The organism is Humidesulfovibrio sp. (assembly GCF_031082295.1).
In the GTDB taxonomy this organism is placed as follows: Bacteria; Desulfobacterota; Desulfovibrionia; order Desulfovibrionales; family Desulfovibrionaceae; genus Humidesulfovibrio.
Map to the genome: position 1 here is coordinate 1 of NZ_JAVHLD010000005.1, position 22,024 is coordinate 22,024.

Sequence of the window (22,024 nt, forward strand, 5' to 3'; positions counted from 1 at the left end):
CCAGGGTGGACGGCTCGCCGCCCGCGGGCCAGGGTTCGGCGAGCAGCGCGCCTTCCGTTCCCGCGAGCAGGGCCGGGTCCAGCTGGCCCGGATCGGCCGTGGCGGGCCTGCCGCTGACGTTGGCGCTGGTGGCGACAAGTGCGCCGCCGACGCGGCGGCAAAGCTCGGTGGCCAGGGGGTGCGGGGTGATGCGCACGGAACTTAGGCCCTGGGAGTCGCGCACCAGGGTCGGCAGCTCGGGCCGGGTGGGCAGCAGCACCGAGAGCGGACCGGGCCAGAAGCGCGTGGCCAAAAGCGCCAGGTCGATCTCCAGGGGCTTGGGCAGCGGCGCCAGCAGGGCGCGCAGTCCTGCCATGTCGGCCACGATGAGCGGGAACGGCTTGGACTCCGGGCGGCCCTTGAGCGCGGCCAGCCGGGCGCAGGCGCTGGCGTCGCGGGCGTCGCAGCCCAGGGCGTAGAGGGTCTCCGTGGGGTAGATGACCACCCCGCCAGCGCGAATGCTAGCCGCTACCGACTCCATGTCCATGCACTTCTCCTGTGGGCCTGAGCCCTTGTCCATAACTCGGGCCGGGGACACCGGGCCGAGGTCGCGGTCTGCTAAACGTTTGCCGGCCGCGCGCTTTTCATCCGCGCCCGGATGCCGTAGAAAGCTCCCAGACCTGGAACATGAGGAGGACCAATGGCCCGTCCGCTCCCGTCCGGCTTTCCGGCCCCATCCATAGCCCTCCCGGCCCTTGCTGACAAGCTCCGGCAGGCCCTGCCGCAGTGGTGCATGGGTCTGGAAGAGCCCGGCATGGCCCGCCACCTGGCCGCCAGGGCGCTCCTGTCCGGCGATGCCGACCTCTTCGCCTGCGGCGCGGGCCTGGCCCTGTGGACCTGGCAGCGCGCCCCCCTTGAACCGGAGCGCATGGCGCTGTTGCTCGAAGCCCTGGCCGCCTTCGGCCCGTCCTCCATGTCGGCCGCAAGCCCGCTGGGCGCCCTGTCCGAATTTTTGAACCGCCTCAAAGCGGGCCTGGAGGGGCAGCCCGACCCGGACGAGGTCGCCGCTCTCCTGGCATCGGGCGACACCGGCCTGGCCGTGCGCCTGCTGCTGCCGCGCCTGCGCGATCCGGCCCAGGGCCTGGGCTGGCTGGCCTCGGCCTGGGACGGCATGCTGCGCCTGGGCAGCCAGGACCTCTGCGCCGCCGCCCTCGCCGCCTGCCCCTGGCCCGAGGCCTTTCTGCCCCTGCGCGCCCGCCTGGAGGCGGAGCTGTCCTTTCTTTTCGACGCGCCCGAGACCGCCCTCGCCGCCCTGGACGACGTGGACGACGTCCTGTTCGGGGCCTGGGCCGAGTATCTGCGGGCTGAGCTGCTCTTGCGGCTGGACCGCGGGCAGGCCGGTCGTGAGCTGTTGGCCGGGTGCTTCCAGGCCATGCCCTGGCACACGCACCTGGGCCTGAAGCTGCACGGCCTGGCCTTTCCCCTGCCGGTGGCCCCGCCAGAGGCCGCCAACGACGCCGTCATCCTCGTGTACTCCTGGAACAAGGCCGCGCTGGTGCGCCAGACGCTTGAAAGCCTGGCCCGCACGGACATCGCGGGCGCGCGCATCGTGGCGCTGGACAACGGGTCGACCGACGGGACGGGAAATGGCGACGGGACGGGCGAGACCATGGAGCAGTGCAGGGCGTTGTTCGCGCCCGGGGCCATGAGCGTGGTGCGCCTGCCGGTGAACATTGGCGCGCCCGCCGCGCGCAACTGGCTGTTGTCCCTGCCCGAGGTGCGCGAACGGGCCTGGGCCGTGTTTCTGGACGACGACGTGCTCCTGCCGGAGCGCTGGCTCCTGCGGTTGCTGGGCGCTGGCCGGGCCGAGGAGCGGGCCGGGGCCGTGGGCTGCCGCATCGTCTCGGCCAGTCGGCCCGTCTGCCTGCAATCCGCCGACTATCAGCTCTTTCGGCCCGGCACCGGCGCGCGGACCTTCGAGGGCCGCCCGGACCTGGTCAACGTCTTCGACAACTGCTCGGGCGGGCTCGACTTCGGCCTGTTCAGCTATGCGCGCCCGGCGGCCCATGTGTCCGGCTGCTGCCACGCCCTGCGCATGAGCGTTTTGCCCGAGCTGGGCGGCTTCGACATCGCCTTCTCGCCCACCCAGTTCGACGACCTGGACCGCGACCTGCGCTCCGCCGTGGCCGGGCGCGGGGCGGTCTATTGCGGCGACGTTGCGGTGGCCCACGTGCAGCACTCCAGTCTGGCCAAGGCCAAGGGGACGGCGGCCATAGGCCAGGTCATGGGCAACAAGCTCAAGCTGGAAGGCAAGTACGCCCAGGCCGATCTTGAAGCCGTTTCCGAGGCCGGGATGAACGCCCTGTGGGCGGACCTGGCCGCCAAATGGGCGGCGTTGGCCGAAGTCTGAGTGAACCGCAAAAGGGGCCGGGGCTGGGCGGCACAGCCGGAAGGGCTTTGCATTTTCGGCCCCCTGTGCTAGGGCTGCAATCATGGAACAGGTATTTCGATCTTCTCCGTGGCCCGCAGTCCGCTGGCCGTTGCGTTTGCCGTCTTTGGCGTTGTTGGCGCTGGCGGCGCTGACGCTGTGCAGCTGCGCGCCGGTGGCCCAGGACGTGGCGCACCTGCGCCGCGACGCCTGGTCCCTGGAAGAGCCCCGCTCCCTGAAGGTGAACTTCATTCGCTTCGACTACCAGATCCAGCCCGTGGGCGGCGAGGTGGCCGGGGTCAAGGGCTGGGCCTACCTGGATACCACCATGGTGCCGGACTGGGCCAAGTGGGTCGATTCCCTGGCCTTGACCGTCTACCTGAGCGACCCCGAGGGCCACGTGATGGCCCAGGATACGCGCGAGTTCCTGCCCCGTCCGGCCAGCGCCGCCGAGGGCGTCCCCTTTGAGTTCTCCCTGCGCCCGGAACAGTGGGGCAAGCGCGCCCTGTTCGTCACCTTCGGCTACAGGATTGTCCTGACCGAAGGGCGTGACGCGGCGGGCGGCAGCCAAACGTTTTTCGCAAGCGAAGACGCAATCACGAGGTGATCCATGCCCCTTCCCGGCGGTCAAGACACAGTCGTCATGAAGCGCGTGAGCCAGGGCTCGTTCCTGCAGCGCACCGTGCTCAAGCACAACGTCATCTTCACCGAGGGCAGCAAGGGCGACGAGGCCTATCTTCTGGTGGACGGCAAGGTGGAGATTTCCGGCGCGGTGGACGGCCGCAAGAAGGTCTTCGCCATCCTCCAGCCTGTGTCCATGTTCGGGGAGATGGCGCTGTTTCTGGATGATCGCGGGCGCACGGCCACGGCCATTGCGCTGGAAGACTCAAAGGTCGTGGTGCTGAACCGCGACGATCTGGAGGGTTTCATCCAGGCCGCCCCGCCCGCCATCTCGGCCATGCTGAACACCATGGTCGCCCGGCTGAAGAGCACCACCAAGAAGGCCCTGCGCGCGCCCAACGTTCCCATGGGCATCGTCCGCATCCTGGACCTCATGGAGTCCAACGGTTGCAGCGAAATCGGCTATGACCAACTGGTGCGGCACATGTCGGACATCTTCGTGTGCAGCCCGCAGACCATCGAGGGCTATATCCAGGGGCTCGCGTCCAAGCACCATGTCCTCGTGGACACCAGCGGCGGCAGCGGCCCGGCCACCAGCGGGCGGCGCGTGCTGCGCATCCTGACCCCGCAGCTGCTTCAGGAAGTGATGAACGCCCCGAAGCCGGAGGCCTAGCCCTCCAGCGCCACCAGTTCCATCTTTCCCCACACCCCGAGCTTGCCCCCGGCCTGGGCGAACACGCCCTCCAGCCCGAGGGGCGCCATCTTGCGCGCGCTGGCGAGCACCAGGTCCAGGTCGTCGCCGCTGTCGATCAAGTTGGCCAGTGCCGTGGCCGCTGCGTCGGCAAAGGCTCCGCTCTTGGAGCGCACCACCACCAGTTCGCCCTGGCCGAGGGACAGCGACGGTCCGATGGTGGCCGAGGACGCGCACAGGCTCACGGGGAATTCGTTCTTCTTCAGCCGCAGGCCCAGGCGCGCGCCGCTTTTGGGGTCGCCCAGAAGCGCCACCAGGCGCTCCCTGGTGGAGTGCATGGTGATGTCTCCGCCGTTCTCGACGATGATGTTGGGACTCACGCGGGCGAAATGGTCGGCCACAAGCTGGGCGAAGGTTCCGGCCACCGCAGCCATGGGGCCGACGTTGGCCAGGTCGGCGGCGCGGGCCATCTCCTGCGCGATTCTGGGGGCGGTGTCCGGTGCGGGAACAGGGCGCAGGCTTTCGCGAAAGCCGGGAGTCAGGAGCATGAAGCTCTTGAGCTCCCCGCGCAGGGCGCGCACCAGGTCGAGCATGGGCTCGCTCAAGTCCCGCTCGGCGGTGACGAAGAGGTCCGTCTGCTCCACGACGACCTGGAACGTCACCTCGCCGTGTTGCGGCGCAATGGCCTCGCGATAGTTGCGGTGGGGCGAAAGGAAGGCTTGCTTCGTCATGCGTTAGAGGGTACCAGAATCAAGCGGCGGCGAAAAGAGACAACTCTCGCTTCCGCCCGAGCCGGGCAGGCCGCCGGGGGCTTGACGAGCGCCGTCGACCCGGCTATAGGGCTTGGTTCCGCATCGGCGGAGAAAAAAATAGACCGACACTCCCAGGAGAAATAATATGAGCAAGCGTACTTATCAGCCCAGCAAGATCAGAAGGAAGCGCACCCACGGCTTCCTCGTCCGTTCCCGCACCAAGGGCGGCCAGGCGATGATTCGCCGCCGTCGCCAGAAGGGGCGCAAGAGATTAGCCCTTTAGGCTGGCCAAGAAGCCGCCGCCTGCTTGCGAGCTCCGGATTCACGGCCTGCTACGAGCAGGGCCGGAAGTTTTACACCCGGCATTTCGTCCTCTTTGTTCTGTCCCGCGTAGACGCGGGCGAGGGCTTCAGGCTTGGGCTCACCGTGAGCCGGAAGGTCGGGCGGGCGGCGCGGCGCAACCGCATACGACGCGTGTTGCGCGAGTATTTCAGGCTGCACCAGGAAGATATCGACAGGCCCCTTGACATCGTCGTTGTCCCGAAACGCAATCTGGACCCGAAGACCGTCGATTTGGCCCTGGTGGAACAGGAGTTCCCCCCCGTGCTCTCCCGCGTGCTGCGGGAGACGCCGGCGGCGGCGCCCCACGAGAGGCCCTGATGCGCATAGACCTGCGCTCTTCACTGCGCGTTCCGGCGCAATCCGTTCTGCTGGGGCTCATCTGGCTCTACCAGCGGCTTCTCTCCCCCCTGTTCGCGGGCTCTTGCCGTTTTGAGCCCTCCTGCTCTGAATACGCCCGGCAGGCCGTGTTGATTCACGGTCCGGCCAAGGGCAGTCTGCTGGCAGCTGCGCGACTTTTGCGTTGCCAGCCCCTGTGCAAGGGCGGGTATGATCCCGTGCCGCCGCACATCGTACACAACGTCCCCGACCCCTACGCGAGATGACACCATGGATACAAAACGCCTGATCATCGCCCTTTCCCTGTCCCTTGTCGTCCTTTTCGGCTGGAGCTACCTCTTCCCGCCTGCCGAGCCCGTCACCGCGCCCGCTCCCGCCGCCCAGTCCGATTCCAAGACCGCCGCTGGCGCCAGCGCCGCCGTTTCCGCCGCAGAGGCCGTTCAGGCCGTGGCCCCGGCCAGCCAGGCCCGCAAAATTTCCGTCAAGACGCCGCTGTTCTCCGCCCGCTTCAGCAGCCAGGGGGGCGTGCTGGAGCGTTTTGACCTGCTCAAGTTCCGCCAGACCATCGACCCCAAGTCCCCGCCCATCGACATGGTCGGCGACAAGGCCCGCGACCGTTCTGCCCTGGGCGTGATCCTCAAGCCCGCCGGCCAGGAGATCCACACCTGGAACAGCCCAAACTGGACCTCTGACGGCCAGGATATGGAGCTGAAGGCCGGCGAGAAGAAGACGCTGACCTTTACCGGAGAGGCCGGGGGAATGCGCCTGGAGCGCCGCCTGACCGTGAGCGCGGACTCCTACCTCATCACCGAGGAACTGCTGGTGACCAATCCAGGCCAGGACGCCATCGCCGGACACGTCGCCTTCACCGCCGCCTCCGAGGGGCTCTCTCCGAGCGAGGATGACAAGTACAATCCCACGCGCATCGCCTACGGCTCGGTCAAGACCGGGTTCGAGGAAGTGACCAGTGTGGACGACATGGAGAAGCAGGGCGTCGACTCCAAGGGCGCCGTCAACTGGGGCGCCATCGAGAGCAACTACTTCCTCTTCGCCATTCTGCCCGGCCAGGGCGAGTCGCAGCTGAACGGGCTGCTCAAGTCCGGCGTGTACAATCTGGCCGTGTCCCAGCCCGCCAGCATCGCCGCGGGCCAGACCCAGAGCTTCAAGTGCTCCTACTACATGGGCCCGGCCGATCGCGACATCCTGGCCGACATGCCCAACAAGCTCGCCGAGGCCGTGGATTTCGGCTGGTTCCACCTCATCGCCGTGCCGCTGCTCAAGCTGTTGAACTGGTTCTACAAGTACGTGCACAACTACGGCGTCGCCATCATCCTGCTGACCGTGCTCATCAAGATCATTTTCTGGCCATTGTCGCAGAAGAGCTACAAGTCCATGGACCAGATGAAGAAGCTGCAGCCCATGCTGACCAAGCTGCGCGAGAAGTATGCCGACGACAAGGAGCGCATGAACCAGGAAGTCATGCAGCTCTACAAGACGTACAAGGTGAACCCGGCCGGCGGCTGCCTGCCCATGGTCGTGCAGATTCCCGTGTTTTTCGGCCTGTACAAGGCGCTGCTCGGCTCCATTGAGCTGCGGCACGCCGCGTTCATCAGCCATGTTCCTTTCACGGACCTGGTGTGGATGGCCGACTTGTCGGTGAAGGACCCCTACTATGTGACGCCCCTGATCATGGGGGCCACCATGTTCATCCAGCAGAAGATGACCCCCACCGGAGGCGACCCCACCCAGGCCAAGATCATGCTCCTCATGCCTGTGGTCTTCACCTTCATGTTCTTGAACTTCCCGGCGGGCTTGGTCGTGTACTGGCTGGTGAACAACGTTCTCTCCATCGCCCAGCAGTGGTGGATGATGCGCAAGGCTTAAGCCGGGTGGCCAAGAACGACCTGCTGGGAGGACAACCGTGAGCGACGCAAAAGAATTCCAGGGCAAGAACCTGGACGAGGCCATCGAGGCCGCATGCAAACATTATGATCTGAAACGTGACAAGCTGGAGATCGAGATCATCTCTGGCGGCTCCTCGGGCATCTTCGGCCTGGTGGGCGTCAAGAAGGCCACCGTGCGCGCCAAGCCGCGCGGCAGCTTCAAGGCCCTTGACGACCACGCAGAGCCCAAGCCCGAGCGCCACACTGAACGGCAGGCAGAAAAGCCGCGCCGCGAAGACCGTCCGCGCCAGGAAGACCGTCCGGCCCGCACTGAGCCCGAGGCCGACGCAGCGCACGAGGTGCAGCCCATCGTCCCCGGCCAGCCTTCCGCCCGCCCTGATGTGCCCGAAGGCCAGGACGCGCGCGGCGGCGAGCCCCGGCGCAGCGAACGTGGGCGCCGTGGCCGCGGCCGTGGCCGTGGCGACCGTCAGCCCGAGTGCGACGGCACCCGTCCGCCCGCTGGGCAGGATGAGCCCAACGGCAACCGCATCCCCGAGGAGAAGCCTCTGCCGCCCGACCGCGACGGCAACCGCATCGCCACGGAGCCCCGTTCCGGTCGCCAGTCCGAACGCCAGTCCGACAGAGGCCGTGGCCGTGGCCGCGACCGCGACCGTGATCGCGACCGTCCGCGCCGCGACTCCGGCGAGTCCCGTCCCCCGCGCCGCGACGCCCAGCCGGGCGACTTCGGCTCCGAGGAGGAGAATGGCGCTCCCCAGGGCATCGGACATCTGGACCAGGCCCTGCTTGAGCAGGTGGCCCTCGAGGTGACCCAGAAGCTGCTCCTGCCCCTGGTGGAGAACGCCCAGGTCAGCGTGACCCTGCTCTCCGACCGCGTCAGCGTGCGCATCGAGGACCCCGAGAATTCCGGCCTGCTCATCGGCCGCGAAGGCCAGACCCTGGCCAGCATCCAGTATCTCGTGAACCGGCTGGTCAGCAAACGCATGGACGCCTCCGTGCGGGTGCAGATCGACGCTGGCGACTACCGTGAAAACCAGGACGAGAGGCTGCGCCAGATCGCCCGGCACCTGGCGGACAAGGCCATGAGCACTGGCCGCACCCAGAGCACCCGGCCCATGAGCTCGTACCACCGCCGCGTGGTGCACCTGACCCTGCAGGACGACGAGCACGTCTTCACCCGCAGCAAGGGCGAGGGTTCCATGAAGCGCGTGCTCATCATGACCAAGCGCAAGGGCAAGAACGGCGAGTACATCGAGGACGGCCCCGCGGATTCTTCCGAGCCCATGGGCCAGTCGAACCAGCCGAGCCAGCCGAACCAGATGGACCAGCAGGAACATCTGGATAAGATCTACCAGGATTTGAGCGAGCCAGCCGCGGAGTAGCCCCGGCCAGACCCGACACGCCGCCGCCGGGGCAGGGGACGCAGCTTCGCGTTCCCGCCCCGGCGATTTCTTTTGGAGGCCCAGTGAGCAATAGCGCCCGCGATACCGTCCGCGACACGATCGCGGCCATCGCCACGGCCCCTGGCCCCGGCGCGGTGGGCATCGTCCGCGTGAGCGGGCCACAGGCCCACGTCCTGGCCCACGCCCTGTTCCGCCCCAGCCACCCCGGCTTCACCGGCCTCAAGCCCCGCCGCCTGCACCACGGCAGCCTCCTTGATGCCGAAGGGCGCGTGCTGGACGAGGTCCTGGCGGCGTTCATGCCCGGCCCCGGATCCTTCACTGGCGAGGACACCGCGGAGTTTTTCTGCCACGGCGGTCCGGCCGTGCTGCGCGCCGTGCTGGAGGAACTGCTCGCGCGCGGGGCTCGGCTGGCGCGGCCCGGCGAGTTCACCCTGCGCGCCTACCTGAGCGGCAAGCTCGACCTGACCCAGGCCGAGGCCGTGGCCGAGGCAATCGCCGCGCCCACGCGGGCGGCCCTGCACCTGGCCCAGCTCAAGCTCTCGGGCGCGCTCTCGCACCGCATCGCGACTCTGCGCGAGGCCCTGGAGTCCCTGCGCGCTCGGCTGTGCCTGGCTGTCGATTTTCCGGAGGAGGACGTGGAGTGCCTGCCTCTGCCCGAGTTGCGGCAGGAGGCGCTGGCCGCCGCGCAGGACGTTGACCGCCTGCTGGCCGGAGTGGAGCGCGCCCGGGCCTGGCGCGAGGGCGTGCTGGCCGTGCTGGCGGGGCGCGTCAACGCGGGCAAGTCCAGCCTGCTGAACGCGCTTGTGGGCCGCCGCCGTGCCCTGGTTTCCGCAACGCCGGGCACCACCCGCGACTACCTGGAGGAGCAGCTCGACCTCTCCGGCCTGCTGGTGCGGCTGGTGGACACGGCGGGCCTGCGCGGAGCCGCTTCGGGGTCGGGGCCGGAAGACGTGGACCCCGTCGAGGCCGAGGGCCAGGACTTGAGCCGCGACTTCATGGGCCGCGCCGAAGCCGTGCTCTACGTGCTCGACGCCTCCTGCCCGCTGCATGGTGTCGATCGCGTGTCGCTTGAGGGGCTCGACCCCGCGCGGACCCTGGTGGTGCTGAACAAGTCGGACCTCGCCGCCAGCCGGGAGCCGGGCGACGAGTCGCAAGTCGTGGTCAGAGGCCTCGGGCTTGATTGCGTGCGTGTGTCGGCCAAGACCGGCGACGGGTTGGAGGAGCTGTGCGCACGGCTGCGGGAGCGGTTGCTGGGAACCTGCGCGGAGCCGGATCAGGACGAGGTGGCGCCCAATGCGCGCCAGGCCGCGGTGCTGCGGCTTGCGAGGGCGGAGCTTCAGGCCCTGGCCGCCGACGCCGAAGCCGGGCTGCCCTACGACATCCTTGGCGTGCGCCTGGAGGCTGCCTGTCGGCAACTCTCCGAACTCACCGGCGAGATTGCGCCGGACGAGGTGCTGAACAGCATCTTCTCAAAATTCTGCCTCGGAAAATAGCCCTGCTTGTGCCCGTTTCGGGCCGAGCCGCACGACTTCGACACGCATGGCAGCCGCATGGCCGCATGTCCCTTCCTCCGCGCCGACCGTCCTTCCGCAACTCCACAGGGAACTCCTGCTCTCCAGATGCAAAATACGAAAGCGCCGGATTGTCAAAATGGAAATCGTATGATAAGCTTTAAAGACTTTGGGGAGATGCGCCTGGGGCTGCGGGGCCGATGGGGTCGGCCGGATGCATGGGACGTGGCTCAACCCGGCGTGCAACATTGAGGGGGAACCTGTGAAGAGAGTATTTGCCTTGCTTGTCGCCGGACTTGTGGTGTGCCTAGCCGGAACCGCCTTGGCGGAAGGCCCGCACGACTTGAACTGCATGGACTGCCACACGACCCACTACGCCAAGGGTGACTATGCGTTCGGCGTTCAGCCGAAGGTCATGATGAATCCCGCGAGAACCAGAACCTCCGCGGACATCGACTCCCTCGACGCCCTCTGCCTCGGTTGCCACAACGATGAAACGGGCATCAAGCCCATCAAGATGCACACCACCCACCCGACCAGCATCCGGCCCGTCTCCGCCAAGGTTCCGGCCAAGCTGCTCTGGGACGGCAAGCTGACCTGCGTGAGCTGCCACAATCCCCACCCGTCGAACGCCAACAGCAAGTATCTGGTGGTTCAGACCAAGGGCGCGGGCATGGGCACGTTCTGCGCCGTGTGCCATCCCGATCAGTCGAGCCCCGAAATCATGAAGAAGATGTCCTCGGTGGTGATCCATTCTGACGCTGCCCAGGCTCCCATCGTGCAGGTGACTGGCGTCAAGGCCGCGCCCAAGGCGACCCCGGTCGTGAAGAAGCCTGCTCCGGCTCCCGCCAAGGCTCCCGCGCCCGCTCCGGCAAAGCCGACCGCGCCCGCGGCCAAGCCGGCCGACATGCCCTACTAGTTCCGGGCGAACAAAAAACGCACAGGACCCCGCGGCGAGAGCGCTCGTCGCGGGGTCTTTCGTTGGTGTCGCACAGTCGCCCCGGGCATTCGCGCGACCGACCGGCGCAAAACAAAACGGCCCGCAGAAGCGGGCCGTCCAGATTGCTCCCTGCACCGGGCTATTCGCCCTTCAACTCCCGGCTCATAAGGTCGCGCACGGCCTGGGAAGGATCCTTGTCCTCGTAGAGGATGCGGTAGACCTGCTCGGTCAGGGGCAGCTCCACGCCCAGGTTGCGCGCCAGAAAGTGCACGGACTCGGTGGTGCGCACGCCTTCGGCCACGGTCTTGGTCTCGGCCAGGATGTCCTTCAGCTTTCGGCCCTGGCCGAGCTTCATGCCCACCTGGCGGTTGCGCGAGAGGTCGCCGGTGCAGGTCAGCACCAGGTCGCCCATGCCGGACAGGCCCATGAAGGTCTTGGGCTTGGCGCCCATGACCTTGCCCAGGCGGCTCATCTCTGCCAGGCCGCGGGTGATGAGCGCGGCGCGGGCGTCGTGGCCAAAGCCGAGGCCGTCGCAGATGCCGGCCGCGATGGCCATGACGTTCTTGAGCGCCCCGCCAAGCTCCACCCCGAGGAAGTCCTCGTTGGTGTAGACCCGGAAGGAATCGGTGGAGAACAGGGCCTGCAGCTCCTTGCCGAGCTTCTTGTCGGCGCAGCCCAGGCTCACGGTGGTGGGCATGCCCAGCGCCACCTCCTTTGCGAAGCTGGGGCCGGAGAGCACTGCGTAGCGCGGGGACAGCGGCTCCAACGCCTCGGCCACCACCTGCGACATGGGGGCCAGGGTGCCGTTCTCGATGCCCTTGCTGGCGCAGACCACGATGGGCTTCCTGGGCAGGATGTCGCGAAAGCTTGTGAGGGTGGAGCGCAGGAACTGGCTGGGCACCACCAGCAGGAACACCTTGGCGCCGGCAAAGGCCCGGGCCGGGTTGGCGTGCAGCGCCAGATCGGGAGAAAGCTCATGGTCCGGCAGGAACCATGTGTTGCGGCCCTTTTCCTTCATCTCGGCCAAGAGCTCGGGCTCGCGCACCCAGAGCGTGGTGGCCACGCCCTTTCGGGCCAGCATGTCGGCCAGGGTGGTGCCCCAGGCACCAGCGCCGACAACGGCGATCTTCATGGATTATGCTCCTCGGCGGGTTTGATGCCCCGGTGCGTCAGGCGCCGGGACGGTGTGCCCTTCTACCCCCACCGGGGCCTGTGACGCAAGCCCCTGGACGACGTACCCCCGCGCGGGCTGGTAGAGGGCCATCCGCGAGTTGCAAGCGCCCGCGCTTGCGGGTACAAGAACCCGTCCTTGCCTTATGAAACGACTTGAACAAGCGAGCGCCACATCCCATGAGCCACACCGCAGCCAAGAATCAAGCGCCAACATTCACCGAGACCGAGCAGCGCATCCTGGCCCTTGCCGGGGCGGATCTGCCCGACGGCCCCGCGCCCTTCGCCGCCATCGCCGAGCAGGCGGGCTGCACCGAGGACGAGGTGCTCGCGCTCCTCGCCCGCCTGAAGGATGACGGCGTCATCCGCCGCTTCGGAGCCACCCTGCGCCACCAAAAGGCCGGGTACGGGCACAACGCCATGGTCTCCTGGCGCGTGGACGATCCCGAGGAGGCCCAGCGCGTGGGCAAGCTCATGGCCGAGCGCCCGGAGATCAGCCACTGCTACATCCGCCGCACCTACCCGCAGTGGAAGTACAACCTCTACACCATGATCCACGGCAAGGCCCCCGGCGACTGCATGGAGGTGGTGAACGCCATCTCCCGGGCCACGGGCGTCACCGACTATCAGATTCTGCAAAGCGTGCGGGAGCTCAAGAAGATCTCCATGCGCTACTTCTAACCGAAAAACGACGGAGAGCAGCATATGCCCAGCAAGTCCGAAGCATTGTTCCAGCGCGCCGCCAACATCCTGCCCGGCGGCGTCAACAGCCCCGTGCGCGCCTGCAAGAGCGTGGGCTGCGAGCCCGTGTTCATCGACCGCGCCAAGGGCTCGCGCCTGTGGACCGTGGACGGAGAGGAACTCATCGACTACGTCATGAGCTGGGGGCCCATGCTCCTGGGCCACGCCGAACAGAGCGTGCGCGACGCCGCCCTGGCCGCCATGGACAAGGGCGCCAGCTTCGGCGCGCCCTGCCCGGCGGAGGTGGAACTGGGCGAGCTGATCCGCCAGATCATGCCGAACATGGAGATGGTGCGCATGGTGAGCTCCGGCACCGAGGCCACCATGAGCGCCGTGCGCCTGGCGCGCGGCTACACCAAGCGGGCCAAGGTGCTCAAGTTCGACGGCTGCTACCACGGCCACAGCGACGGCTTCCTGGTGTCCGCAGGCTCCGGCGTGGCAACGCTCTGCATCCCCGGCACCCCGGGCGTGCCCGACGCAATCGCCAACCTGACGCTCTTGGCCCCGTACAACGACCTGAAGGCCGTGGAGGCCCAGTTTGCGGCGCACGGCGCGGACATCGCCTGCGTCATCATCGAGCCCGTGGCGGGCAACGTGGGCCTCGTCGAGCCCGCGCCCGGCTTCCTGGCGGGCCTGCGCGAGATTTGCACCAAGCACGGCGCGCTGCTCATCTTCGACGAGGTCATCACCGGCTTCCGGGTGGCCCTGGGCGGCGCCCAGGAGCGCTATGGCATCAAGCCCGACCTGACCACCCTGGGCAAGATCATCGGCGGCGGCTTCCCCGTGGGCTGCTACGGCGGCAAGCGCGAGATCATGGAGCACATCGCGCCCAGCGGACCGGTGTACCAGGCGGGCACCCTGTCCGGGAACCCGGTGGCCATGGCCGCGGGCATCGCAACGCTCAAGGGCCTCATGAAGAGCGACTACGCCGCCCTGGAGGCCCGCACCAAGGCCTTCGCCTCGGAAATGGCCGACATCCTGCGCGCCAAGGGGCAGGCCGTGACCCTGAACCACCTGGCCAGCATCTTTACGCTGTTCTTCACGGCCACGCCGGTGACGGACTACGAGACCGCCAAGACCGCCAACGGCGCCACTTACGGCGAGTTCTACCGCCAGATGCGCGCCCAGGGCGTGAACCTCGCGCCCTCGGGCTTCGAGTGCGGTTTTACCTCCTTCGCCCACACCGACGCGGACCTTGCCAAGACCCTGGACGCCGCGCGGGCGGTGAAGCTGTAGGACGCAGGCCGCGTCATGCAGTGGCGCAGGGGCGGGTACACCGTCACGGATGACCGGGCGGCCCTGGACACGGAGGTTGTGTTCGGCTTCCTGAGCGAGTCTTACTGGGCCAAGGGCATCCTGCGCGAGACCTGCCTGCGCTCTCTGGAGAATTCGCTCTGCTTCATGCTGCTGCAGGGCGACCGACAGGTGGGCTTCTGCCGTGCAGTCACCGACCGCGCAACCTTCGCCTATCTTGCGGACGTGTTCGTGCTGCCGGAGCACCGGGGCCAAGGTTTGGGCAAGTGGCTGGTCGCCTGCGTCCTGGCGCACCCGGAGCTCCAAGGCCTGCGCCGCTGGATGCTTGCCACTTCGGATGCGCACGGACTTTACTCCAGCCAGGGCTTCAACCCCGTGCGCGATCCGGCTGTTTTCATGGAGATCGTGCGCCCCTACAAGCCCTAGCAGGGCTCCGCTCCGGAACTCCGCCGGGGCTCTGCCCCGGAACCCCGCCGGGGGGAATGATTCCCCCCGGACCCCCTTTCGCTGGAAATGGGATTCCAAAGGGACTCGTCCCTTTGGCCGCAGGAGGCATATTCTCTTCCGCTAGGGCTTGGCCTCGCGCACGGGCCAGACGTGGAACTCCGCGCCGGGCTTGAAGCCCACGCCCACGGCTCCCTTTTGGACGTAGAGCACGAAGGCCCAGGCCGGATCGAAGCCGCTGGTGGTGGCGGACCAGAATCCTTCCGCCGAGAGCGCCACGGGCAGGGCCAGCTCCGCGGCCAGTTCGAGCGGCAGAGCCGGGTTGGCGCGGTCCGCATCCACCAGGGACTCCAGCTCGTTGATGTTTGGCAGCCGCCAGCCCGAGCCGAAGGACGTGGCGACGCTAACGGCCTCGTGCCAAATGCGGATTCGTTCCGGCAGGAGTTGCGGGGCCAGCCAGCACAGGCCCGTGAGGCGGTCCAGCAGACCCTCACCGCTGTGCGTGAAGCGGGGCGAGGGCCAGGCCTCCCCTGCCTTCAGGTCGGCGTCCTGGCCTGTGCCGGGGCAAGGGATGGCCTCGCCCCTGGCACCGAAGCAGGAGTTTTGTCCTGTCCTGGACAGGGTATCACTCGTGCCCCGCACGGGCCAAAGCAGGCGGAACTCGTCCTTGCGGCTGTAAAACAGGCGGCCGCCTTCGAGGTGGACATTCCAGGCGTAACCGGTTTGCCCGGCCTTGGTGGTGCTTGTCCAAACCCAACCCAAGAACACGTCGCGGAAGGGGTGGCCTGTGGGCAGGGCGGGCTGCTTCGCGCCGTGGCAGATGAGCGAGCGCAGTTCCCGGCGGTTCGGCATGCGCCAGTCGCGCGCGCCCAGGAATGCGTCCCGGTTGAACCCGGCCACGGCGTCCAGGGCTTCCTGCCAAGTCAGCGCCGCGCCCAGCGGGTTGGCCGAACGCGTCCAGATGAGCCCGGTGTCGGCGTCCAGCACCACCTCGCCCTGTTCGATAAAGCGCGCGGCGGCACCCGGCGCGTCATTGCCTCCGGTCCTGTCGGCGGCGGTGCAGTCGTCTGGGTCGGGGATGCGGAAGGTCATGAGTCCTCGCTGCGGTTGGTGCCTGCCGACCATACACCCAGCGCCTAATTCTGCGCAAGGGCAGGTCAACTCATGCCGTGTTTCTTGGGAGCCGTAAACTGCTGTGATGTGTTCGGAATCAAATGCTTCGCCGCTGCTGCTGCAGCAAAATCTGATACAAGACGCGTCGGATATGATTAATGCTTGATGTCTGAGGGGCGAGAGTTTCAAGAAATGTGTGCTATCGGCTGGTCAGAGTTGATGTTCTATGGTAACGGTACTTGCAAGTTCGACGGATCCTTTGCACGCAACAATTAAACAAGGAGCATGGGAATGAAACTGAGCAAGCTTTTCGTAATCATATTGATGGCTATGGCTTTGCTGCTTGGTCTTTGCGGTTTGGCTGGCGCCCAGATGTACGGCCCGGGCATGATGTACGGCCCGGGCATGATGGGCGGTGGCGGCTGGGGGGGCGGTGCAGATTCTGGTCTCACCCAGGAGAAGTACGCAGCCGTGCAGAAGCTCTACAGCGAGCACTACCAGGTCACGGCGGAGATCCGCCAGCAGCTCTATGCCAAGTCCTCCGAGCTGAACGCGCAGCTTTACGGCGGCAAGACAGACGACAAGCGCGTCCAGGCCCTGACCAAGGAGATCTCCGATCTCAACGCCAAGCTCTTCGCGGACCAGGTGAACCTGCGCAAGGAGCTGGTCAAGCAGGGGCTGCCCGTCGGCGGCATGGGGTACGGCGGTGGCATGATGCACGGCTACGGCGGTGGAATGGGTCACGGCGGGGGCATGATGATGAATGGCTATGGTGGCGGCATGGGCCCCGGCTGGGGCATGCACGGCGGCTACTAGGCCCCAGCGCCGGAGCACATCAATGACAGGGGGGGAGCGCACGCTACCCCCTGTGGATGTGCCGGTACGAGATGTCGGCCGGGGCGGCGTTGGCGATTGCTTCGGCTATTGGCTCCGGGCCGCGCGGATGGCCCTGAGGGTGTCTCCAAAGGCGGGCCGCGACGGCTCGAGGCTTACGGCGCGTTCGGCCAGGGCCTCGGCCTCGGCGGGCGCCTTCTTGCGGGTGTGCAGCAGCCAGGCCAGGTTGTTCAGCACCTCGGCATTCTCCGGCAGCGCCTTCTGGGCCGCGCGGTATTCGTCCTCGGCGTCGCCGAGCTTCCCCTGTCCGAACAGCAGATTGCCCAGGTATAGATGGGCCAGTGGCTCCTGCCGGACGGCAAGGCGGTACTCGGCGTCGGCCCTGGATGTTTCGCCTTTAGCCTCGTAGGCCATGCCGAGCTTCAGGTGCTCCTTGGGCGTGAGCGGGTCGTCGTGGATCACGATGTGCGGCAGGGCGCAACCGCCCAGCAGGGCGAGGCAGACCGCCAGCAGCAGGGGCAGCAGGAGCCTGTAGCTCATGGCTTGTCCTTGCGGGCCACCAGCAGGGCCCAGTTGTCCGCGCCCTTCCAGGCTGTGAGGAACGCCTCCCAGGACATGGGCTGCTCCCTGCGGCGGCCGGAGTTCACCAGCACGCCCTGCGGCTCGTAGCCCACCACCACCATGTAATGGAAAAGGCGGATGCCGCCGAAGCCCTCGTCGACCATGACCAGGAGCGGGAGCCCGTCGTTCGCGGCGGAGACGACGTCGGCCGCGGTGCCGCGGAAGAAGCGCGTGGTGAAACCGCGCGTGCGGGGGTACAGGGCCAAGTCCAGGCTTACTGTGCCGCGCAAGTCCGAGCGGAAGATGTCCCGGGCGATGTCCTCGGGCGTCACCGGGTCGCCCAGGCGGTTCAGCACCATGGCCAGGGCCGCCGGGCCGCACTGGTGGTCTTCCTGCGGGTGGAAGGGCATGTCCTGGAGCACCGCGCGCGTGTGCGGCGGCGTGAAGCCGGCTGGCAGGCTCCCGGCGCAGCCGGAAAGCAAGAGGCAGAGAGCGGCGCAAAGGACCGCCCGGACAAGCGGATGCGTCATCCGTTCCAGGCGGTCCTGTCGCGTCGTGCGGTCGTGGCTCAATGGACGCTGACGGTCTTGTTGCTGAGCTTCAGGATGACCACCACCAGCAGCACGATGACCAGCAGCGTGACGACGATGCCCAGCCCGTCGCCGCCGGCGTCAAGGGCGTTGAGCTGCGAGGCCAGGCTGCTCAGCTCGTCGTTGGAAAGCAGGGACAGTTTGCCGGAGATTTCCTGGTCGGTGTAGCCGAGGGCGGAGAGCCTGGCCTTGACGGCCTTGTTCTCCAGCACCTTCTGGACTGTGGAGAGGTCCTGGTCGCGCGCCTCTGCGACCATGGTCAGGGATGTGGGCACCATGCTGGCCTCAGCCCTGGGCACGAAGGCCAGCGTCGACATCAGCATGATGAGCAGGAACGCTGTGTTGCGCATGACCATTGCACCGGGAAGTGTCGTCATAAGCTCCTCCAGTCGCTGAGTGTTGACCATGCCGACAAGCCGGGGCCGACGCACTGCCAACCGCCGCACCGACTCGTCATCGTATCTGTGTGTATAGCTCAAGGCCCAAGGGATGGCAATATGGATGGGAATATAGTAGAGCGTTGCAGCGCCCGGTGAGAGACGGGCGCTCTCCTAGCCTGCCTGCGCCTCTTCCCGCACGGCCTTGGCGAACTGCTCCACCTCGGCCTCGGTGGTGGCGAAGCTGGTCATCCAGCGCACCACGTTGGCCTCGTGGTTCCACACGTAGAAGGCGAAGCGGGCCTGAAGCCGCGCGATGGCCGCCGGAGAGAGCTGCGCGAACACGGCGTTGGTTTCGACGCCTTGGATGATGGCGACGCCGGGGATGCCCGCTACGCGCTCGGCCAGCAGCCGGGCCATGGCGTTGGCCCTGGCGGCGTTTTCGCGCCACAGGCCGCCCTGGCCGTCGTCGCGCAGCAGCTCCAGGAACTGCGCGGCGATGAAGCGCATCTTGGAGCAGAGCTGCATGCCCTGCTTGCGGATGAAGGGAAAATCGCCCACGAACTCCGGCCGGAAGAATACCACTGCCTCGCCGAACATAAGCCCGTTCTTGGTGCCGCCGAAGCTGAGCGCGTCCACGCCTGCGTCGGCGGTCATCTCGCGCAGCTCGCAGCCCAGGGCGACTGCGGCGTTGCCGAGGCGCGCACCGTCCATGTGCAGCCACATGCCGTGCTCGTGCGCGAAGCGGGCCAGGTTGCGGATCTCGTCTAGGGAGTAGAGGGTGCCGAGCTCCGTGGCCTGGGCGATGGACACCACGCGCGGCTGGTTGTGGTGCTCGTTGCCCAGGTGGTGCAGGAAGGGCAGCAGCAGCTCCGGCGTGAGCTTGCCGTCCGGCGTGTCCACGCTCATGAGCTTGCAGCCCAGGTGGGCCTCCGGGGCGCCGCATTCGTCCACGTTGATGTGCGCGCTGGACGCGCAAAGCACCGCGTGGTGCGGCCTGGTCATGGCCTGGAGCGCCAGCACGTTGGCGGCGGTGCCCAGGAACACGAAGAAGGCCTCGGCGCTGTCGCCCAGCAGCTCCTTGAACCGCGCGCGGGCGGCCTGGGTCAGCTGGTCCGCGCCATAGGCCGGGGCCGGGGCAGGGGTAATGCCGCCATAATCAGGGCCGCCATGTTCGGGGCAGTCGTTGGCGGCGGCCAGGGCGGCCATGACGCGCGGATGCACGCCCGCGTAGTTGTCGCTGGCGAAGCAGGGCTGCATGTGGCTTACGCCCTCCGTCTACAGCGAAAGCGCGCGCTTGATGCGCGCCAGCGATTCGGCCTTGCCCAGCACGCACATGGTCTCGAACAGGCCGGGGCTGGCGGTCTTGCCGGTGAGGGCCACGCGCAGGGGCTGGGCCACGGCCTTGAACTTCAGCTCCCTGGCGTCCAGGAAGGCCTGGGTCGCGGTTTCCAGCGCCTTGTGGTCGGTGTAGTCGCTTGCCTCCTCGTAGATGGGCAGCAGTTCGGCCAGCAGCGCGCGCGCCTCGGGCTTCAGCTGGTCGGCCACGGCCTTCTCGTCGTACACCAGCTTGTCCGTGGGCAGCAGGAAGAAGCGGGCCATGTCGGCCATCTCCACCAGGGTCTTGGCGCGCGGCTGGAGCAGCGGGATGATGCTCGCCAGGTAGGCCGGGTCGAGGTTCAGGCCGTCCGTGTCCCCGAGGAACTCCGGCAGCAGGGCGGCCAGGCGCTCGGGCGCGGATTCCTTGATGTAGTGGGCGTTCAGCCACTCCAGCTTCTTCATGTCGAAGACCGAGGGCGAGTTGCCGAGGTTCCCCGCGGGGAAGAGCTTCACCAGCTCCTCGCGCGAGAAGATCTCCTGGTCGCCGCAGGCCCAGCCCAGGCGGGCCAGGTAGTTCACCAGCGCCTCGGGCAGGTAGCCGAGCTTCTTGTACTCCATCACGGAGAGCGCGCCGTGGCGCTTGGACAGCTTGGCCTTGTCCGGGCCGAGGATCATGGGCACGTGGCCGAAGGACGGCACGTCCCAGCCAAAGGCCTGGTACAGCAGGATCTGGCGCGGGGTGTTGGCCACGTGGTCGTCGCCGCGCAGCACGTGGGTCACGCCCATGTCGTGGTCGTCCACAACCACCGCGAGGTTGTACGTGGGCGCGCCGTCGCTGCGGCGCAGGATCATGTCGTCAAGCTCGCTGTTTTGCACCGCCGTCGGGCCTTTCACCTTGTCGACAAAGGCGGTGACGCCGTCCTGCGGGGTCTTGAACCGCACCACGCGGCCCGCCCCTGGCCCGAGACCGAGCTCGCGGCAGCGGCCGTCGTACTTGGGCTTCTTGCCCTCGGCCCGCGCCTTTTCGCGCATGGCCTCGACCTCCTCGGGCGTGCAGGAGCACCAGTAGGCGCGGCCAGCGGCCAGCAGCTGGTCGATGTAGCTGTTGTAGAGGTCGAAGCGCTCGCTCTGGAACACCGCGGTGCCCTCGGCGGCAAGGTCCAGCCAGGCCATGGCCTCGATGATCGCGTCAGTGGCTTCCTGGGTGCTGCGCTCGCGGTCGGTGTCTTCCACGCGCAAAAGGAACGTGCCGCCTTGGCTCTTGGCCAGCAGCCAGCTGAACAGCGCGGTGCGCGCGCCGCCGATGTGCAGATAGCCAGTGGGGCTGGGCGCGAAGCGGGTGACGGTGGTCATGGGGTATGTCTCCTGAATGTATGGTGAATAAAGAGGCGAGGGCGAGCGTTGCGGAGCGTTGTGGCGTTAGGCCTCGTCCACGGCGACGACGGCCTTGAGTCCGCGCACTTCGCGCAGGACGATGCGCTCCACGCTGCCCTGCAAGGTCTGCTGGGACATGGGGCAGGTCTTGCACCGGCCCGTGAGCCGGACCTTCACGATGCCCTTGTCCGTGACCTCCACCAGCTCGACGTCGCCGCCGTCTGCCTGGAGCATGGGCCGCACCTTGGCCAGGGCGGCCTCGACCTTTTCGCGCATGGGCCTTCCTCCCGAAATCGATGCGCGCAGAAGTACGGGGTTTGGCCTGGGCTGTCAACGCGAGCGGCCTTGGCGCGCGGGGACATAAGGGCCTCCGGACTCCCCAGTACGCCGAAAGGGCTGCTCCAGGTTCCTCCTGAAGCAGCCCTTCCGGCGTGAGTCTGTCCCGTGGCTAGTGGCCTTCGCCGTGGTGGCATTCGTGTCCGTCGCCGTGGGCCATGCACAGGATCTGCTTGTCGGCCAGCTTGCCGTCCTTCCAGGCCTGCAGGGCGGCATCCACGGGTCCGGCGGCGCCGCGGACGACCTTGATGCCTGCCTGGCCCAGGCGCACCACGGCGCCCTCGCCCATGTTTCCGGCGATGAGCTGGGACACGCCCATCTCCACCAGTGTGGGGATGAGGTTCGACTTGCAGCCGCAGGCCGGGGGAGGAGTGAAGCTCTCCTGGCTGGCCACGGACTTGTCGTCGTTCAGGCTGTAGATGGTGAAGGATTCGCAGTGGCCGAAGTGTTCGTCCACGGCCCCGCCGCGGGTGGGAATGGCGATCTTGAGCATGATGAATCTCCCTTTGGGTTAGGCGTTGGTGTCCTTGGTCGCTGGGCCGCAGGCGGACGCGCCGTGGCAGCCTTTGCGCCGGAAATTCTCGCTGCCGCAGGCCGGGCAGGCGTCGGGCCGGCCGGTGCCGAAGGGCTCGGTCCAGGAGTGGGCGCAGGCGGCGCAGGCAAAGGCGCGCACCGTGGGCAGCTGCGCGGCCTCGGCCTCGGGCACCTCAATGCGCAGCACCAGCCCCAGCACCAGCGCCAGCGCGACCTTGCCGCGCGCGGCCTCGATGGTCCGGCCGAAGGTCTGGCGCGAGACGCCCATGCGTCCGGCCGCCTCCTCCTGGTAAAGCCCCTCGTAGTCCGCCAGGCGGATGGCTTCGTACTCGTCGAGGCTCAGCACCGCCTCCTCCACCGAGGACGCGGGCACCCCCATGGGCTTGAACAGTTTGCAGGCGGGTTGGCCGGAAACCTTCCGGCAGCATTTGGGTCGCGGCATGAGAGCCCTCCGTGAGAGGGATAATTATGG

Annotated in this window: 26 protein-coding genes; 14 read left to right on the plus strand and 12 right to left on the minus strand. The window is 67.5% G+C overall.

Annotated elements, in window-relative coordinates:
* A partial coding sequence (locus RDU24_RS04210; protein ID WP_308734486.1) for an L-threonylcarbamoyladenylate synthase occupies positions 1-526 on the minus strand: 526 nt, incomplete at its 3' end.
* A gap of 153 nt (positions 527-679) precedes the next feature.
* On the opposite strand from RDU24_RS04210, the gene RDU24_RS04215 reads away from it, so the two are divergent.
* The 3 genes from RDU24_RS04215 to RDU24_RS04225 all read left to right on the plus strand — a co-directional run bounded on the left by RDU24_RS04215 (position 680) and on the right by RDU24_RS04225 (position 3,701).
* The gene (locus RDU24_RS04215; RefSeq protein WP_308734487.1) at positions 680-2,389 is read left to right on the plus strand and encodes a glycosyltransferase family 2 protein; all 1,710 of its coding nucleotides are present in this window, start codon (positions 680-682) and stop codon (positions 2,387-2,389) included.
* A gap of 82 nt (positions 2,390-2,471) precedes the next feature.
* Complete coding sequence (locus tag RDU24_RS04220; protein WP_308734488.1) at positions 2,472-3,014, plus strand: hypothetical protein; 543 nt, start codon at positions 2,472-2,474, stop codon at positions 3,012-3,014.
* 3 nt (positions 3,015-3,017) lie between these two features.
* Positions 3,018-3,701 carry a cyclic nucleotide-binding domain-containing protein gene (locus RDU24_RS04225; protein ID WP_308734489.1) on the plus strand — a complete coding sequence of 228 codons (684 nt, stop codon included), beginning with the start codon at positions 3,018-3,020 and terminating at the stop codon, positions 3,699-3,701.
* Here the strand turns inward: RDU24_RS04225 and RDU24_RS04230 are convergent.
* Entirely contained in the window at positions 3,698-4,450 is a 753-nt protein-coding gene (locus RDU24_RS04230) for a UPF0280 family protein (RefSeq protein ID WP_308734490.1), read from the minus strand. The genes RDU24_RS04225 and RDU24_RS04230 overlap by 4 nt on opposite strands.
* 166 nt (positions 4,451-4,616) lie before the next feature.
* Here RDU24_RS04230 and rpmH point away from each other — a divergent pair, with 166 nt between their 5' ends.
* The 7 genes from rpmH to RDU24_RS04265 all read left to right on the plus strand — a co-directional run bounded on the left by rpmH (position 4,617) and on the right by RDU24_RS04265 (position 10,883).
* The gene (gene rpmH / locus RDU24_RS04235) at positions 4,617-4,754 is read left to right on the plus strand and encodes a 50S ribosomal protein L34 (protein WP_308734491.1); all 138 of its coding nucleotides are present in this window, start codon (positions 4,617-4,619) and stop codon (positions 4,752-4,754) included.
* The gene (gene rnpA, locus RDU24_RS04240; protein ID WP_308734651.1) at positions 4,742-5,131 is read left to right on the plus strand and encodes a ribonuclease P protein component; all 390 of its coding nucleotides are present in this window, start codon (positions 4,742-4,744) and stop codon (positions 5,129-5,131) included. Before rpmH ends, rnpA begins: the two co-directional genes overlap by 13 nt.
* The gene (yidD, locus tag RDU24_RS04245; RefSeq protein ID WP_308734492.1) at positions 5,131-5,415 is read left to right on the plus strand and encodes a membrane protein insertion efficiency factor YidD; all 285 of its coding nucleotides are present in this window, start codon (positions 5,131-5,133) and stop codon (positions 5,413-5,415) included. Before rnpA ends, yidD begins: the two co-directional genes overlap by 1 nt.
* Before the next feature lie 4 nt (positions 5,416-5,419).
* Positions 5,420-7,033 (plus strand): membrane protein insertase YidC, encoded by a 1,614-nt coding sequence (yidC, locus tag RDU24_RS04250; protein WP_308734493.1) that lies wholly within the window; start codon positions 5,420-5,422, stop codon positions 7,031-7,033.
* Between the two features lie 37 nt (positions 7,034-7,070).
* Positions 7,071-8,432 (plus strand): Jag N-terminal domain-containing protein, encoded by a 1,362-nt coding sequence (locus tag RDU24_RS04255; RefSeq protein WP_308734494.1) that lies wholly within the window; start codon positions 7,071-7,073, stop codon positions 8,430-8,432.
* An 83-nt stretch (positions 8,433-8,515) separates the two neighbouring features.
* Positions 8,516-9,946, plus strand: coding sequence for a tRNA uridine-5-carboxymethylaminomethyl(34) synthesis GTPase MnmE (gene mnmE / locus RDU24_RS04260; protein WP_308734495.1), 1,431 nt, complete (start codon positions 8,516-8,518; stop codon positions 9,944-9,946).
* Between the two features lie 280 nt (positions 9,947-10,226).
* Positions 10,227-10,883: a cytochrome c3 family protein gene (locus RDU24_RS04265; protein WP_308734496.1), complete on the plus strand. Its 657-nt coding sequence runs from the start codon at positions 10,227-10,229 to the stop codon at positions 10,881-10,883.
* A 160-nt stretch (positions 10,884-11,043) separates the two neighbouring features.
* Here RDU24_RS04265 and RDU24_RS04270 read toward each other — a convergent pair whose 3' ends face one another.
* On the minus strand, positions 11,044-12,036 hold the full coding sequence (locus RDU24_RS04270) for an NAD(P)H-dependent glycerol-3-phosphate dehydrogenase (protein ID WP_308734497.1): 993 nt from the start codon (positions 12,034-12,036) through the stop codon (positions 11,044-11,046).
* 218 nt (positions 12,037-12,254) lie between these two features.
* Here RDU24_RS04270 and ahbB point away from each other — a divergent pair, with 218 nt between their 5' ends.
* Genes ahbB through RDU24_RS04285 form a run of 3 tightly spaced genes read left to right on the plus strand, consistent with a single transcriptional unit; the run spans position 12,255 to position 14,495 of the window.
* Positions 12,255-12,755 (plus strand): siroheme decarboxylase subunit beta, encoded by a 501-nt coding sequence (gene ahbB / locus RDU24_RS04275; protein WP_308734498.1) that lies wholly within the window; start codon positions 12,255-12,257, stop codon positions 12,753-12,755.
* Positions 12,756-12,779: 24 nt separating this feature from the next.
* Positions 12,780-14,051 carry a glutamate-1-semialdehyde 2,1-aminomutase gene (gene hemL / locus RDU24_RS04280; protein ID WP_308734499.1) on the plus strand — a complete coding sequence of 424 codons (1,272 nt, stop codon included), beginning with the start codon at positions 12,780-12,782 and terminating at the stop codon, positions 14,049-14,051.
* 15 nt (positions 14,052-14,066) lie between these two features.
* Positions 14,067-14,495, plus strand: a complete 429-nt coding sequence (locus RDU24_RS04285; protein WP_308734500.1) for a GNAT family N-acetyltransferase — start codon at positions 14,067-14,069, stop codon at positions 14,493-14,495.
* A 141-nt stretch (positions 14,496-14,636) separates the two neighbouring features.
* On the opposite strand, the gene RDU24_RS04290 is transcribed toward RDU24_RS04285, so the two are convergent.
* Positions 14,637-15,605, minus strand: a complete 969-nt coding sequence (locus tag RDU24_RS04290; RefSeq protein WP_308734501.1) for an Lcl C-terminal domain-containing protein — start codon at positions 15,603-15,605, stop codon at positions 14,637-14,639.
* Positions 15,606-15,917: 312 nt separating this feature from the next.
* Here RDU24_RS04290 and RDU24_RS04295 point away from each other — a divergent pair, with 312 nt between their 5' ends.
* The gene (locus RDU24_RS04295) at positions 15,918-16,442 is read left to right on the plus strand and encodes a periplasmic heavy metal sensor (protein ID WP_308734502.1); all 525 of its coding nucleotides are present in this window, start codon (positions 15,918-15,920) and stop codon (positions 16,440-16,442) included.
* 105 nt (positions 16,443-16,547) lie between these two features.
* On the opposite strand, the gene RDU24_RS04300 is transcribed toward RDU24_RS04295, so the two are convergent.
* From RDU24_RS04300 to RDU24_RS04335, 8 genes are all read right to left on the minus strand, one after another.
* Positions 16,548-17,000 (minus strand): tetratricopeptide repeat protein, encoded by a 453-nt coding sequence (locus tag RDU24_RS04300; protein ID WP_308734503.1) that lies wholly within the window; start codon positions 16,998-17,000, stop codon positions 16,548-16,550.
* The gene (locus tag RDU24_RS04305) at positions 16,997-17,551 is read right to left on the minus strand and encodes a cysteine peptidase family C39 domain-containing protein (RefSeq protein ID WP_308734504.1); all 555 of its coding nucleotides are present in this window, start codon (positions 17,549-17,551) and stop codon (positions 16,997-16,999) included. Before RDU24_RS04305 ends, RDU24_RS04300 begins: the two co-directional genes overlap by 4 nt.
* Before the next feature lie 38 nt (positions 17,552-17,589).
* Positions 17,590-17,988, minus strand: a complete 399-nt coding sequence (locus tag RDU24_RS04310) for a PA2779 family protein (protein ID WP_308734505.1) — start codon at positions 17,986-17,988, stop codon at positions 17,590-17,592.
* A 174-nt stretch (positions 17,989-18,162) separates the two neighbouring features.
* A complete protein-coding gene (locus tag RDU24_RS04315; protein ID WP_308734506.1) occupies positions 18,163-19,248 on the minus strand; it encodes a threonine aldolase family protein in 1,086 nt (361 codons plus the stop codon).
* Positions 19,249-19,266: 18 nt separating this feature from the next.
* On the minus strand, positions 19,267-20,661 hold the full coding sequence (gene gltX, locus RDU24_RS04320) for a glutamate--tRNA ligase (protein ID WP_308734507.1): 1,395 nt from the start codon (positions 20,659-20,661) through the stop codon (positions 19,267-19,269).
* A gap of 66 nt (positions 20,662-20,727) precedes the next feature.
* Positions 20,728-20,958 carry a NifU family protein gene (locus RDU24_RS04325; protein WP_308734508.1) on the minus strand — a complete coding sequence of 77 codons (231 nt, stop codon included), beginning with the start codon at positions 20,956-20,958 and terminating at the stop codon, positions 20,728-20,730.
* 172 nt (positions 20,959-21,130) lie between these two features.
* Entirely contained in the window at positions 21,131-21,511 is a 381-nt protein-coding gene (locus RDU24_RS04330; protein WP_308734509.1) for a NifB/NifX family molybdenum-iron cluster-binding protein, read from the minus strand.
* An 18-nt stretch (positions 21,512-21,529) separates the two neighbouring features.
* Positions 21,530-21,994, minus strand: coding sequence for a DUF134 domain-containing protein (locus tag RDU24_RS04335; protein WP_308734510.1), 465 nt, complete (start codon positions 21,992-21,994; stop codon positions 21,530-21,532).
* Positions 21,995-22,024 lie beyond the last annotated feature (30 nt).

Bases quoted from the DNA above. Each gene is read 5' to 3' on its own strand.
- RDU24_RS04215 (WP_308734487.1), top strand. From the start codon at position 680: ATGGCCCGTCCGCTCCCGTCCGGCTTTCCGGCCCCATCCATAGCCCTC.
- RDU24_RS04220 (WP_308734488.1), top strand. From the start codon at position 2,472: ATGGAACAGGTATTTCGATCTTCTCCGTGGCCCGCAGTCCGCTGGCCG.
- RDU24_RS04225 (WP_308734489.1), top strand. From the start codon at position 3,018: ATGCCCCTTCCCGGCGGTCAAGACACAGTCGTCATGAAGCGCGTGAGC.
- RDU24_RS04230 (WP_308734490.1), bottom strand. From the start codon at position 4,450: ATGACGAAGCAAGCCTTCCTTTCGCCCCACCGCAACTATCGCGAGGCC.
- rpmH (WP_308734491.1), top strand. From the start codon at position 4,617: ATGAGCAAGCGTACTTATCAGCCCAGCAAGATCAGAAGGAAGCGCACC.
- yidD (WP_308734492.1), top strand. From the start codon at position 5,131: ATGCGCATAGACCTGCGCTCTTCACTGCGCGTTCCGGCGCAATCCGTT.
- yidC (WP_308734493.1), top strand. From the start codon at position 5,420: ATGGATACAAAACGCCTGATCATCGCCCTTTCCCTGTCCCTTGTCGTC.
- RDU24_RS04270 (WP_308734497.1), bottom strand. From the start codon at position 12,036: ATGAAGATCGCCGTTGTCGGCGCTGGTGCCTGGGGCACCACCCTGGCC.
- ahbB (WP_308734498.1), top strand. From the start codon at position 12,255: ATGAGCCACACCGCAGCCAAGAATCAAGCGCCAACATTCACCGAGACC.
- hemL (WP_308734499.1), top strand. From the start codon at position 12,780: ATGCCCAGCAAGTCCGAAGCATTGTTCCAGCGCGCCGCCAACATCCTG.
- RDU24_RS04285 (WP_308734500.1), top strand. From the start codon at position 14,067: ATGCAGTGGCGCAGGGGCGGGTACACCGTCACGGATGACCGGGCGGCC.
- RDU24_RS04290 (WP_308734501.1), bottom strand. From the start codon at position 15,605: ATGACCTTCCGCATCCCCGACCCAGACGACTGCACCGCCGCCGACAGG.
- RDU24_RS04295 (WP_308734502.1), top strand. From the start codon at position 15,918: ATGAAACTGAGCAAGCTTTTCGTAATCATATTGATGGCTATGGCTTTG.
- RDU24_RS04300 (WP_308734503.1), bottom strand. From the start codon at position 17,000: ATGAGCTACAGGCTCCTGCTGCCCCTGCTGCTGGCGGTCTGCCTCGCC.
- RDU24_RS04305 (WP_308734504.1), bottom strand. From the start codon at position 17,551: ATGACGCATCCGCTTGTCCGGGCGGTCCTTTGCGCCGCTCTCTGCCTC.
- RDU24_RS04310 (WP_308734505.1), bottom strand. From the start codon at position 17,988: ATGACGACACTTCCCGGTGCAATGGTCATGCGCAACACAGCGTTCCTG.
- RDU24_RS04315 (WP_308734506.1), bottom strand. From the start codon at position 19,248: ATGCAGCCCTGCTTCGCCAGCGACAACTACGCGGGCGTGCATCCGCGC.
- gltX (WP_308734507.1), bottom strand. From the start codon at position 20,661: ATGACCACCGTCACCCGCTTCGCGCCCAGCCCCACTGGCTATCTGCAC.
- RDU24_RS04325 (WP_308734508.1), bottom strand. From the start codon at position 20,958: ATGCGCGAAAAGGTCGAGGCCGCCCTGGCCAAGGTGCGGCCCATGCTC.
- RDU24_RS04330 (WP_308734509.1), bottom strand. From the start codon at position 21,511: ATGCTCAAGATCGCCATTCCCACCCGCGGCGGGGCCGTGGACGAACAC.
- RDU24_RS04335 (WP_308734510.1), bottom strand. From the start codon at position 21,994: ATGCCGCGACCCAAATGCTGCCGGAAGGTTTCCGGCCAACCCGCCTGC.